The sequence below is a fragment of the Stenotrophomonas acidaminiphila genome, from assembly GCF_014109845.1.
In the GTDB taxonomy this organism is placed as follows: Bacteria; Pseudomonadota; Gammaproteobacteria; order Xanthomonadales; family Xanthomonadaceae; genus Stenotrophomonas; species Stenotrophomonas acidaminiphila.
Window position 1 is genome coordinate 1,559,418 of record NZ_CP043567.1, and the last position, 12,329, is coordinate 1,571,746.

Sequence of the window (12,329 nt, forward strand, 5' to 3'; positions counted from 1 at the left end):
CCGTCGTTCCCCCTGGAGAAATCATGCGTAGCCAGCCAGACCCCCGATTCAACCTCCTGTGCATTGCGCTGCTGGCGGCCATGGCCGTGCCGGCCATGGCGCAGGAAGCCGCCCCGGCGGCCACCACCCTGGACAAGGTCAACGTCACCGGCTCGCGCATCAAGCGCGTGGACGTGGAGGCCGCGCTGCCGGTCACCATCGTGCAGAAGGCCGAGATCGAGGCGCAGGGCATCACCTCGGCCGAGCAGCTGCTGTCCTTCCTCAACATCGCCGGCAATGGTGCCGACGGCATGGTCTCGGCGTCGGTGGACATGGACCTGGGTGAACTGCGCGGCACCGCCGGCGTGTCCGGCGCCAACCTGCGCGGGCAGGGCAGCGACGCCACGCTGGTGCTGCTCAATGGCCGCCGTGTCGCCACCCATGGCCTGCGCGGGCAGGCGGTGGACCTGAACTCGATCCCGTTCGCGGCGATCGACCGGGTGGAAGTGCTGCGCGATGGCGCCTCGGCCATGTACGGCACCGACGCCATCGGCGGCGTGATCAACTTCATCACCCGCACCGACTACCAGGGCATCGCCGTCAACGCCGGTTTCGACGTGACCCAGCACGGCGGCGGCAACATCTACAACTACAGCCTGCTGGGCGGTACCGGCGATCTGGATGCCGACCGCTGGAACGTGTGGGGCACGATCAACTGGCGGCGCAGCGAGTTCCTGCGCAGCTACCAGCGCGACTTCGCCAACAGCTTCCAGCCCGACCGCGGGGTGTCGCCGGACACGCGCGGCACCCCGTTCGCCACCGTGACCAATGCCAGCGGCGGCATCATCAACGGCTCGCTCATCGACCCCGATGGCGGCAGCAAGCAGAACTACGTCAACATCCTCAACCTGCCCGGCGGCGCCGGCTGCGAGAACGGCGGCCCGGCGATGGGGCCCTACGACTACCGGCTGTGGGACAGCGGCAGCTCCAAGTACGCCTGCGCGTGGGACTACCCGGCCGCACAGGCGCTGCAGCAGCCGCAGGACAGCCTGCAGTTCCTGGGCCGGGCCACCCTCCGCATCGGCGACAACCACCGCTTCTACGCCGAGGCGATGGGTTCGCGGGTGAAGTCCGAGCGCGAGTACGAGCCGCTGCAGCTCACCTCCAGCGCATCGCTCACCTCGGTGATGGGCCCCGGCACCTGGTATCCGCTCAACCCCAACACCAAGGACACCTACGACAAGGTGTACAACGCGCTGGCCGCGTACTTCGGCACCGCCAACCTCACCTACGGCAACCCCATTCCCTACCGCTGGCGCTGCATGGCCTGCGGGCCGCGCCAGATCGAGACCACCACCAAGTCCTACCGCCTGCTGGCCGGCCTGGAAGGCAGCATCGGCAGCTGGGACTACGACATCGGCCTGTCGCGCGCCTCGAACAAGGCCGAATCGGTCCTGCGCGGCGGCTACTACTTCTCCAGCGGCCTGCGCGCCGCGCTCGGCAGCGGCCTGCTCAACCCGTTCCTGATGCCGGGGCAGCAGCAGAGCGAGGCGGCCATGGCCGCGCTGCAGAGCGCCTCGGCCAGCGGCGTGCACCTGTACGGCGGTGAATCCACCGTCACCACGGCCGACGCCAGCTTCAGCGGCGGGCTCGGCTTCAGCCTGTGGGGCAGCGAGGCGCAGCTGGCCACCGGCGTCGAGGCGCGGCGCGAGGAGTTCGAGTTCGGCGGCGTGCAGGTGCTCGACGGCGTGCCGTTGAACTACACCACCATCTACCAGGCGCCGTTCGACGAGACCAGCGACCTGCCCAAGGTGCGTCGCGACGTCAACGCGGTATACGCCGAGATGTACCTGCCGATCATCGACACCCTCGACGTGACCGTGGCGGTGCGCCACGACCGCTACGACACCTTCGGCGGCACCACCAACCCGAAGTACTCGTTCAAGTGGCAGCCGATCGAATCGCTGGCGTTCCGCGGCGCCTACAGCACCGGCTTCAAGGTGCCCGAGTTCACCAAGCTGTTCGCCGGCGTCAACCGCCTGGACTACTTCGGCCGCGACCTGGTCGACCCGGCCAGCTGCCCAAGCGGCTCGGTCAACTCGTCGATACCGGGGTGCGACCTGATCCAGCCGGTGATCATCACCGGCGGCAAGACCGACCTGCAGCCGGAGGAATCCTCGCAGAGGAGCATCGGCTTCGTGTTCTCGCCGACCGACAACTTCAACCTGAGCCTGGACTGGTGGGAGATCGAGCGCACCAACACCATCCGCGTGCCCAACCTGGCGACGCTGACCGCCAACTACGCGCTGTTCGCCGAGAACTGGATCCGCGACAGCAGCGGCAAGGTCACCGCGATCGACCAGCGCTACATCAACTCCGGCGGCACCCTGACCCGCGGCGTGGAGCTGGACGCCAACCTGAGCGGCGACCTGGCCGGCGGGCGCTGGCACGTCAACCTCAACGGCAGCTACATCGACACCTTCAAGGAAAAGTCGCTGGCCAACGAGCCGTATGGCGACAACAAGGTCGGCGAGTACGTGCGCTTCTACAACCTGCCGCTGAAGTGGAAGCACACGCTGGGCGTCAGCTGGGCCCGTGGCGACTGGGCGCACATGCTCACCCAGGTCTACCGCTCCGGCTACAAGGACGAGGAGCCGGTCAGCGTCGAGGGCGGCTTCTACACGCCGGCCAACTGGAACCCGGACGTCGATGACTACATCACCTACAACTACAGCCTGACCTGGACCGGGATGGAGAACACGCGGCTGACCCTGGCGGTGCGCAACCTGCTCGACACCGATCCGCCGTTCACCGCGCACCAGGTCGATTTCGCCTCCGGCGCGGCCTGGGAGCCGCGCGTGGCCGATCCGCGCGGGCGTTCGTTCAACCTGCAGGTCGAGTACCGCTTCAACTGATCCTGCCAACAACGCCGCCGGGCAACCGGCGGCACCGGGACCCACCATGACGGATACGGACATCGCCTCCGGCGGCCGCCGCGGCTTCATCACCGCGGCCCTGGGCACGGCACTGGCTGCCTCGCTCGACGCGCGCGCCGCGCCGCTGCTGGGCGTGCCGGGCACCGCGCGCCTGGCCGCGGCCAACGCCTGGCTGGAGATCGACCTGGACGTGTTCGACGCCAACCTGCGGCGCGTGCGCGCACTGGCCGGCGACGCGCAGCTGTGCGCGGTGCTCAAGGCCGATGCCTACGGCACCGGCATCGACCGGGTGATCCCGCGCCTGGTCGCCGCGGGCGTCGGCTGCGTCGGCATCGCCAGCACCGAGGAGGCGCGCATGGTGCGCGCCTGCGGCTATCGCGGGCGGGTACTGCGGGTGCGCGCGGCGACGCTGGGCGAGGTGGAGGCCGCCTGGCCGTACCGGGTCGAAGAACTGGTGGGCAACCTGGCCGTGGGGCAGATGCTGGCCGCGCTGGCACGGCGCCGCCGGCACGCGCTGCCGGTGCACCTGGCGCTGAATTCGGCCGGCATGGGCCGCAACGGACTGGAGCTGGCCACCGGGCAGGGACGGCACGACGCGGTGGCGCTGGTGGCGGCCGAAGGCCTGCGCGTGGTCGGGTTGATGACCCACTTCCCCAGCGAGGACCCGGCCGACGTGCGCGCCGGCGTGGATACGTTCCGCGAGCAGGCCGACTGGCTGTTCGCCAACACCGCGCTGCGGCGCGGCGACGTGCAGCTGCATGCGGCCAACTCGTTCGCATTGCAGCATGTTCCCGAATCGCGGCTGGACATGGTGCGCCCGGGCGGTGCGCTGTACGGATACGGTGGCACGCCGAAGCCGCCGTTCGCGCACGTGGCCGCGTTCAAGACCCGGGTCGCGTCGGTGCAGGCGTTTCCCGCCGGCGACACGGTGAGCTACGACCGCACCTTCACCCTGCGCCGCGATTCGCTGCTGGCCAATCTCCCGGTCGGTTATTCCGACGGCTACCGCCGCGCCTATTCCAACAAGGGCAGCGTGCTGGTCCGTGGCCGGCGCGCGCCGGTGCTCGGCCGCGTGACCATGAACACCACGATGGTGGACGTCACCGACATCCCCGGCGTGCAGGCCGGCGACGAGGTGGTGCTGTTCGGGCGCCAGGGTGGGGAGCAGATCACCCAGGCCGAAATCGAGGCCTGGACCGGGGTCATCCTGGCCGACCAGTACAGCGTCTGGGGCGCGTTGAACCCGAAGTTCCCGCGCACCCGCTAGGGGCGCGGCTACGCTGCGGGCGGCACGCCGCGGGTTTCGGCCAGGCTGCGCTGGAACTGCCGCACGAACTCGGTGGCGGCCTTGGACGGCGGCCGGTCCTCCAGGTACACGCACTCGACGCGGAAGCCGATTTCCGGTTCCAGCGGGCGCGCCAGCAGGTTGCCGCCGGCATTGGCGCAGGCGGTGAATTCGTCCAGCACGCTCATGCCGGCGCCGCAGCGGGTCAGCGCCGCGGCCAGCGAATAGGTCTGGTTGGACACGACCTCGCGCATGCTCACGCCCTGGCGCTTGAGCTCGTTGGTGAACAGGTCGCCGATGGGGCCGCTGCTGGCCAGGCCGACCATGTCGCGGTCCTGCAGCCAGCGCAGCGGGATCGCCGCCGGCGGGTCGGGCCATTGCGCGGCGTCGAACAGCAGCATCAGCTGCCCCTGCCCGAGCACGCGGCGCTGCATGCGCGGGTGTTGCGGCGGGTTGTAGGCGATGGCGATGTCGCATTCGCGCTCGTACAGCGCCTGGAACAGGTCGCCGTGGTGCAGGGTCTGCACGTCGAACGTGACTTCCGGGTGCTGGCGCCGGTACTGGGTGATCGCCGCCGGCACCACGTGCTGGCCGAGCGAGGGCACCACCGCCAGGCGGATATGCCCGCCGCCGATGTCGCGGATGTGGGTGACCGCCTTCTGCAGCGACAGCAGGCGGTCGTAGATGTCCTTGACCTCGACGAACAGCGCGTGCGCCTCGTCGGTGGCGACCAGCCGCCCGCGCACCAGCTTGAACAGCTCGAAGCCCAGCTGGTACTGGGTGTGGTGCAGGACCTTGCTGACCGACGGCTGGGAGACGTGCAGCGAGCGTGCCGCGGCACTGATCGAGCCGGTGGTGTAGACCGCGTGGAAGACTTCAATCTGGCGCAGGCGCATGGCCCGATCCTAGTCGATGCGGGCGTTGCCGGCGACCGTTCGCGGCGCCGCCATCACTGCGCCATCGCCAGCGCCACCGCGCGCTCGCCGCTGCCCATCGCCAGGGTCCAGCCGAGCATGCCGTGGCCGAGGTTGCACACCAGCCCGGCGCCGATGGCGCGGATCTCGGGCGAGGACCAGGGCGTGACCGGGCGCAGGCCGGCCCAGTCGCTTTCGATGTGCGCGTAATCCACCGCCTCGGGCATCGAGGCCCGCGCCATCGCCACCAGCTGCGCCATGCGCTCCGGGTGCGGGCGGGGATCCCAGTGGTTGAGGTCGGCCAGCCCGGCCACGCGCATGCGCTCGCCGAGGCGGCAGAACACCAGTTTGCGCGAGGTGTCGGTGATGCTCGCGGTGGGCGCGCGCGGGCCACACGGCGCGGTGAACGAATAGCCCTTGATCGCCATCAGCGGCATGCGCACGCCCAGCGGCCGCAGCAGCGCCGTGCCGTCGATGCCGTTGCACACCACCAGCCGCCGCGCCTGCAGCGCCGCGCCGGCATGCGGCTGCAGGCACCAGCCGTCGTCCTGCCGCACCACGCGCCGGATATCGACGCCGAAGCGCGCCTGCAGGCCGTACTGCTGCTGCAGCACCTGCAGCAGGCCGACGCCGAAGCGGAACGGATCGCCGGCTTCCTCCTGCGGCGAATGCACCGCGCCGGCCAGGCCCGGCATCGCCGCCAGCGCCGGTTCGGCGGCAATGGCCTGGCGCGCGTCGAGCAGGTGCTGCTCGACCCCGAATGGCTGCTTGAGCGCGATCATCGACGCCGCGCCATGCAGCGCCGCGGCGTCGTGGTAGACGTGCAGCTTGCCCGAGACGGCGTGGTCGAAAGCGATGGGGTGGCGCTGCAGCAGCGCGTGCAGCGCGCTGCGCGATTCCAGCGCCAGCTGCAGCGTCGCCAGGGTGTTGGCGCGCAGCCGTGCGCTGCCGGTCTGGCGCAGGAACGCCAGGCCCCAGCGCCAGAAATCCGGGTCGGCCGACCAGCGCGTGCGGAACGGGCCGTTGCGTCCGAACAGCATCGCCGGCAACTGGCGCCAGGTGGACGGGCCGGCCATGGCGTCGGTGTAGGCGTAGCTCAGCTGCGCACCGTTGGCGAACGATGTGCCCTGCACCGGGCCGTCGGCGCGGTCCAGCAGCAGCACGGACAGGCCGCGGCGCGCGGCGGCATAGGCGGTGGCGAGGCCGACGACGCCAGCGCCGAGGACGACGAGATCGGCGCGTGCGGGTTCGCCGCGAGGTTCAACGGGATGCATCGGGGGTCCGGTGGGCAGGAAAGGCGGCGGTGCCGTCGCGGCGTGGGTCGGCGGCCCACTGCCAACGCCCGTCGCGCAGGAACACGCCATGCAGGCCGGAATCCTCGCCGGCACCGCTGCGGATGTCCACGCCGTGCTCGCGCAGCGCGGTGCGCACCGGTGCCGGGAAGCGGCCGGCCTCGCCATCGAAACGTTCGCCGCGCGCGACCAGGTTGGGCAGTGCCACGGCCTGGTCCAGCGGCAGGCGCCAATAGAGCAGCCCGACCAGGGTCTTGCCGATGTAGGCGGGAATGGCCGAGCCGCCGGGCGATCCCAGCGCGCCGGCCAGGCGGCCGTCGCCGTCGAGCATCAGCAGCGGCGCCATCGACGAGCGCGGGCGCTTGCCGGCGGCGATGGCATTGGCCATGCCGGGGCGGCCGTCGGTGCGGTCCCAGGCGAAATCGGTGAGCTGGTTGTTGAGGAAGAAGCCGCCGACCATGCGCCCGGAGCCGAAGAACGACTCCACGGTGGTGGTCACCGAGACGGCATTGCCGTGGCCGTCCACGACCACGAAATGGCTGGTGCCGCCGGGCTCGTCGGTGGCGTCGGCGGCGATGGCCGGAGCGCCGGCCGGGACCCCCGGCCGCGGCGGCCGCGGCGCGGCCCGGGTGCCGATCAGGGCGCGGCGCGCGTCCACGTAGTCGGCCGCCAGCAGGCCATCGACCGGAACGTCGACGAAACGCGGATCGCCGACGTAGTGGTCGCGGTCGGCGTACATCAGCCGGCTGGCCTCGGCGAACAGCAGCCACGCCTGCGGGTCGCCGGCATCGCGACGGTCGATATCGGTACCGTCCAGCAGCGCCATCAGCTGCAGCAGGCCGACGCCACTGGCCGGCGGCGGCAGCGAGCACAGCCGGTAGCCGCGCAGCGGGCGGCACAGCGGGGCCACTTTCTCGGCACGGTAGCCGGCCAGGTCATCCAGGGTCATGGCCCCCGGACGCGGCGCATCGGCGGTGCGGGCGACGATCGCCCGCGCCAGCGCACCGTGGTAGAACGCCTGCGCACCGCCGGCGGCCAGCGTGCGCAGCGTCGCCGCGTAGGCCGGATTGCGCAGCGTGTCGCCGGCGCGCAGGCGTCCGCCGTGGCCGTCATCGAACAACCGCCGCACGTCGTCCGTCGCCGCCTGCGGGAACGGGCCGTGGATGTGCCGCTGCAGCCGCTCGGTGATGGTGAAGCCCTGCTCGGCGGTGGCGATGGTGCCGTCGAACAGACGCGCCCATGGCAGCCGGCCATGCTCGCGCAGCGCCAGGGCGAAGGTGGCGATGGTGCCGGGTACGCCGGTGGCACGCCCGGAGAGCATGGCGTCGGCACGTGCCAGCGGGTGTCCGTCGACGTCGTCGAACCAGCCGGCAGCGGCTGCGGCCGGCGCCTGTTCGCGGCCGATGTAGCCGCTGACCTGGCCACTGCCGGCGTCGTAGGCCAGCAGCACCGTGCCACCGCCGATGCCCGAACTCTGCGGTTCCACCAGTCCCAGCATCAGCTGCACCGCCATGGCCGCGTCCATCGAGCTGCCGCCGCGTTCGAGCACCTCGGCGCCGGCGCGCGCGGCCAGCGGGTGCGCGGCGACGACGATGGCCGGCGAGGGCGGTGCGGCAGGGGCGGCGGTTGCCGGCGCACGCGTGTCCGGCGCGGTGCCGCACGCGGCCACCGCCAGGCACAGCAGCAGGGGCACGCCGAGGCGGCGCCAGCGCAGCGCAACGGCGGACGCACCGGCCGTGGGGGAGGGCGTGTGGCGGGCGTGCGTGTGCATGGCCGGCAGATTACCGTCGGGCCCGGCACGGCGGGGATCACAATCGCGGTGCAGGTGTTAACCGGCAGCTATGGCATGCCGCGGCCGGGGATCCGCCACGCGGCGGCTGCCGCGCGCTTCCATGCGCGCCAGCTATACCGCCTGCCATGAATGATGGGCGACAGGCACGCCGGTGCCGGCCATGCTCCGGAATGGGCCAGTGCGACTGCCGCCATCTCGGTACTGCCGCGGGTGGACGGCCGGCAATGCGCCCGCGAACCGCAAACCGGAGACTGGCATGACCCTGCGACCCCTCGTATCCCTTCCCGGCCGTGGCATGGCGCTGCTGTTGGGTGCCCTGCTGGCCCTGGCGCCGCCGGCCGGCGCGCGCGAACTGCTCAACTACCAGGCGATCCAGAAGCCCGAGCACGGCGACCGTGGCATGGTGGTCAGCCAGAACCAGCGCGCCAGCGAGATCGGCGCGCAGGTGCTGCGCGATGGCGGCAACGCGGTGGACGCAGCGGTGGCCACCGCATTCGCGCTGGCGGTGCTGTTGCCGCGCGCGGGCAACATCGGCGGCGACGGCTACATGCTGCTGCACCTGGCCGGCGAGAACCGCAGCGTCGCCATCGATTACCGCTCGATGGCACCGGCGGCGGCCACGCTGGAGCGCTTCATCGGCGCCGACGGCGGGATCGACGGCGAAACCGCCGGGTGGAAGGCCGCCGGGGTGCCGGGCACGGTGGCCGGGCTGGCGCTGGCGCATCGCCGCCACGGGCGCCTGCCGTGGGCACGGCTGCTGCAGCCGGCGATCGAACTGGCCGACAACGGCGTGGTGCTCAGCCGTGACGAAGCGTTCGCGCTGGACTGGGGACGCGACCGGCTGGCGCGCAGCCCGGCCGGCGCCAGCGTGTTCCTGCATGCCGACGGCAGCGCGCTGCGCGCGGGCGAACGCCTGCGCCAGGCCGACCTGGCGTGGTCGCTGCGGCTGATCGCGCGCGACGGCGAGGACGCGTTCTACCGCGGGCCGATCGCGCAGCGGCTGGTGGCGGCCATGCAGCGCCATGGCGGGCTGATCGGCCGCGACGACCTGGCCGGCTACCGCGCCATCGAACGCGAACCGCTGCGCACCACCTACCGCGGGCACCCGGTGGTGAGCATGCCGCCGTCCAGTGGCGGCGGCGCCAGCGTGCTGGAAATGCTCAACCTGCTCGAGCACGAGGACCTGGCCGCGCACGGGGCCGGTTCGGCCGCGGCGCTGCACGCGATGGCCGAGGCGATCAAGCTTGCCTGGGCCGACCGCGCACGCCACGCCGGCGATCCGGCGTTCGTCGCCGCGCCGGTAGGCGGGCTGGTGTCCAAGGCCTATGCCGACGTGCGCTGGCGGCAGTTCTCGCCGGACCGCGCGCTCGATGCCACCGCGCTGGCGGCGGGCGATCCACTGCCCCATGAAAGCCCGCAGACCACGCATTTCTCGGTGGTCGACGCCGACGGCAACGCGGTCAGCAATACCTTCACCCTGGGCTCGGACTTCGGCGCCGGGGTGATGGCCGAAGGCACCGGCTTCCTGCTCGGCAACCTGATCGGCAATTTCTCGCTGCGCGCGCAGCTTGCCGCGCGCAAGGAGCCGGGGCGTGTGGTCGCCAACGCGCTGCAGCCCGGCCGTCGCCCGGTCTCGAGCATGTCGCCGACGCTGGTGCTGCGCGATGGCAAGGCGTGGCTGGTCACCGGCAGCCCGGGCGGCAACACCATCCCCGGCACGGTGATGCAGACGATCGTGGACGTGGTCGATTTCGGCATGAACATCGCCGAGGCCACCCACCGCCCGCGCATCCATCAGGACATGGGCAGCGGCATGTTGCAGATCGAACCGGGCTTCAGTCCCGATACGCTGCGCCTGCTGCGTGGCCTGGGCCACCGCATCGAAAGCGACGAGACCATCGGCAGCACGCAGACGCTGCTGGTCGGCGAGGACGGTGTCCAGGGCGCGGCCGATCCCCGCCGGCCGGGCGCCGGCGCAGCCGCGCAGTAGTCCCGAAACAAGCAGGGCCGCCATCGTGGCGGCCCTGCGGGATCGTGCTGCGGCAACGTCCGGGCGCGGTCAGTGCGGCCAGAAGTTGAGGAAGCCGGTGATGATCAGCGCATTGACGAAGTCGATGAAGAACGCGCCCACCAGCGGGGCCACCAGGAACGCGCGCGGCGCCACGCCGTAGCGCTGCACCAGTCGCCGCATCACCGCCATGGCGTTGGCGGTGGTGCCGAGCATGAAGCCGATGAAGCCGCCGCCCATCACCGCCGCGTCGTAGTCGCGGCCCATCACGTAGTAGATCGGCACCGCGAACAGCGCCACCAGCGCCACCTGGATGACCAGGTTGACCACCAGTGGCAGGCCCATGCCGGCCAGTTCCCACAGTTTCAGGTCCATCAGCGCCACCGCCAGGAACAGCGCCAGGCAGATGTTGCCGATCAGGTCGGTGGTCGGCACCGACAGCCGGATCAGCCCGGTGTAGTCGTCGATGTTGCGGATCACCGCACCCACCAGCATCGCGCCGATGTAGGACGGCAGGGTCAGGCCCAGGCCATCGAAGCCCTGGCTGACCCACGCGCCCAGCCACATCGCCATCAGCAGCACCACGATGCTCTTGAGCGCGTCGAATTCGCGCGCCGATTCGTTGGGGAAGTGCACGTGCACGCTTTCGTCGTCCGCGGCACCGCCTGCGGCCCTGGCGCCGTTGCCGGCCGGGCCGCTGATGCCGAACCGCCGCATCAGCACGGTGATGGTCGGGCCGCCGATCAGGCCGCCGCAGATGATGCCGGCCATCGCCGCGGTGATCGCCAGGGTCTCGGCGCCCTGCAGCCCGGCTTCCTCGAACAGCGGCGCGAAGGCCATGCCGGTGGCCGGGCCGCCGGTGAGCGTGGCCGAGCCGGCGAGCACGCCGAACATCGGGTGCAGGTCGAACATCCACGCCACGCCGATGCCGACCAGGTTCTGCAGCACCGCGAACAGGCTGGCCAGCACCAGGAAGATCATCACCTGGCGCCCGCTGACCCGCAGCAGGCGCAGGCTGGCGTTGATGCCCAGGGTGGTGAAGAAGGCCACCATCAGCGGCACCTTGAGGCTGGTGTCCAGTTCGAACAGGGTGGTGTCGCGCGCATGCGCGGCCCACACCAGCAACGCCACCAGCAGGCCGCCGACGACCGGTTCGGGCAGGTTGTAGCGGCGCAGCACCGGGATCGCGCGGCACAGCGCATAGCCGGCGAACAGGGTCAGGCCGCCGAAGGCGATCGTCTGTACGGCATCAAGTTGGATCATCGAATCAGTACCTCGTGCCCTGCCAGTGCAGGAATCTGGGGCGGTGTCCGGCGCAGGGCCGGCGCCGCCGTGGAAGAACTGCCGCGTGTGGCCGGGCTCCGTGGCACGGGGGAGGGGACGGAGCCACGGGCAGTCCGGCGGAGCCGGCCCGTGCGCATGACGGATGGCAGATGGTTCGATGCCCGAAGGCGGCATTTCCGCCAGTCGGGGCGGATGGGGATGGCTGCGGCCGGCATGGGCGCAAGCAGGCAGGCATGGGGAATCTCCATGACGAGCGGGCCGGTCTGCTGCGCCGCAGCACAATGCGTGGAGCGGGGCGGCGACATGCACAATAGCCGTGCAGCCGCCTCCAGCGCCAGTCGCAAGAGCGCGTGGCGCCATAGCCGCTCGTTATGCGCGGCAGGCGCCGATGGCGTGGCCCGGCGGCTCCCGAGTGGAGCCCGGCGGGCGCGGGTTCAGCGCGGCGGGCGCTTCCAGGCGACGCAGTCCACTTCCACCTTGCAGTCCACCACCATGCGGTTCTCCACGCAGGCGCGTGCCGGCGGGTGCTCGCCGAAATAGTGCTTGAACACGCTGTTGAACGCGTAGAAATCGCGGGCGTCGTCCAGCCATACGCCGCAGCGCACCACGTGCTCGGGGCCGTAGCCGGCCTCGGCGAGGATCGCCATCACGTTGCCGATGGCCACGTGCGCCTGCTCGGTCACGGTGCCGCCGACCAGTTCGCCGTCGCGCATCGGTACCTGGCCGGAAACGTACAGCCAGCCGTCGGCTTCGACCGCGCGCGAAAACGGCATGTGCTGGCGGCCCTGGCCGACGCCGCCCTCGGCGCCGTAACGCTTGATGTCGCTCATGGAATGCTC

8 protein-coding genes are annotated in these 12,329 nt (G+C 71.3%); 3 read left to right on the forward strand and 5 right to left on the reverse strand.

Going from position 1 to position 12,329, the window contains the following annotated elements:
- Window positions 1-23: 23 nt before the first annotated feature.
- On the forward strand, window positions 24-2,894 hold the full coding sequence (locus tag F0P95_RS07075; protein WP_182336272.1) for a TonB-dependent receptor domain-containing protein: 2,871 nt from the start codon (window positions 24-26) through the stop codon (window positions 2,892-2,894).
- A gap of 46 nt (window positions 2,895-2,940) precedes the next feature.
- Entirely contained in the window at window positions 2,941-4,182 is a 1,242-nt protein-coding gene (gene alr / locus F0P95_RS07080) for an alanine racemase (protein ID WP_182336273.1), read from the forward strand.
- 8 nt (window positions 4,183-4,190) lie between these two features.
- On the opposite strand, the gene F0P95_RS07085 is transcribed toward alr, so the two are convergent.
- The 3 genes from F0P95_RS07085 to F0P95_RS07095 are packed head-to-tail and all read right to left on the reverse strand — an operon-like array spanning window position 4,191 to window position 8,177.
- A complete protein-coding gene (locus F0P95_RS07085; RefSeq protein WP_056931993.1) occupies window positions 4,191-5,096 on the reverse strand; it encodes a LysR family transcriptional regulator in 906 nt (301 codons plus the stop codon).
- A 53-nt stretch (window positions 5,097-5,149) separates the two neighbouring features.
- Window positions 5,150-6,388, reverse strand: a complete 1,239-nt coding sequence (locus F0P95_RS07090) for an FAD-dependent oxidoreductase (protein ID WP_182336274.1) — start codon at window positions 6,386-6,388, stop codon at window positions 5,150-5,152.
- A complete protein-coding gene (locus F0P95_RS07095; protein ID WP_182336275.1) occupies window positions 6,375-8,177 on the reverse strand; it encodes a gamma-glutamyltransferase family protein in 1,803 nt (600 codons plus the stop codon). The genes F0P95_RS07090 and F0P95_RS07095 overlap by 14 nt, the downstream gene beginning before the upstream one ends.
- Window positions 8,178-8,454: 277 nt before the next feature.
- Between F0P95_RS07095 and ggt the strand changes: the two genes are divergently transcribed.
- The gene (gene ggt, locus F0P95_RS07100; RefSeq protein WP_182336276.1) at window positions 8,455-10,188 is read left to right on the forward strand and encodes a gamma-glutamyltransferase; all 1,734 of its coding nucleotides are present in this window, start codon (window positions 8,455-8,457) and stop codon (window positions 10,186-10,188) included.
- Between the two features lie 69 nt (window positions 10,189-10,257).
- On the opposite strand, the gene gltS is transcribed toward ggt, so the two are convergent.
- A complete protein-coding gene (gene gltS, locus F0P95_RS07105; RefSeq protein WP_182336277.1) occupies window positions 10,258-11,469 on the reverse strand; it encodes a sodium/glutamate symporter in 1,212 nt (403 codons plus the stop codon).
- Window positions 11,470-11,924: 455 nt separating this feature from the next.
- Window positions 11,925-12,320 (reverse strand): RidA family protein, encoded by a 396-nt coding sequence (locus F0P95_RS07110; protein ID WP_054663108.1) that lies wholly within the window; start codon window positions 12,318-12,320, stop codon window positions 11,925-11,927.
- Window positions 12,321-12,329: the final 9 nt, after the last annotated feature.

What these genes read in the sequence shown, in the direction of transcription:
- F0P95_RS07075 (WP_182336272.1), top strand. Translation starts at nt 24, where the DNA reads ATGCGTAGCCAGCCAGACCCCCGATTCAACCTCCTGTGCATTGCGCTG.
- alr (WP_182336273.1), top strand. Translation starts at nt 2,941, where the DNA reads ATGACGGATACGGACATCGCCTCCGGCGGCCGCCGCGGCTTCATCACC.
- F0P95_RS07085 (WP_056931993.1), bottom strand. Translation starts at nt 5,096, where the DNA reads ATGCGCCTGCGCCAGATTGAAGTCTTCCACGCGGTCTACACCACCGGC.
- F0P95_RS07090 (WP_182336274.1), bottom strand. Translation starts at nt 6,388, where the DNA reads ATGCATCCCGTTGAACCTCGCGGCGAACCCGCACGCGCCGATCTCGTC.
- F0P95_RS07095 (WP_182336275.1), bottom strand. Translation starts at nt 8,177, where the DNA reads ATGCACACGCACGCCCGCCACACGCCCTCCCCCACGGCCGGTGCGTCC.
- ggt (WP_182336276.1), top strand. Translation starts at nt 8,455, where the DNA reads ATGACCCTGCGACCCCTCGTATCCCTTCCCGGCCGTGGCATGGCGCTG.
- gltS (WP_182336277.1), bottom strand. Translation starts at nt 11,469, where the DNA reads ATGATCCAACTTGATGCCGTACAGACGATCGCCTTCGGCGGCCTGACC.
- F0P95_RS07110 (WP_054663108.1), bottom strand. Translation starts at nt 12,320, where the DNA reads ATGAGCGACATCAAGCGTTACGGCGCCGAGGGCGGCGTCGGCCAGGGC.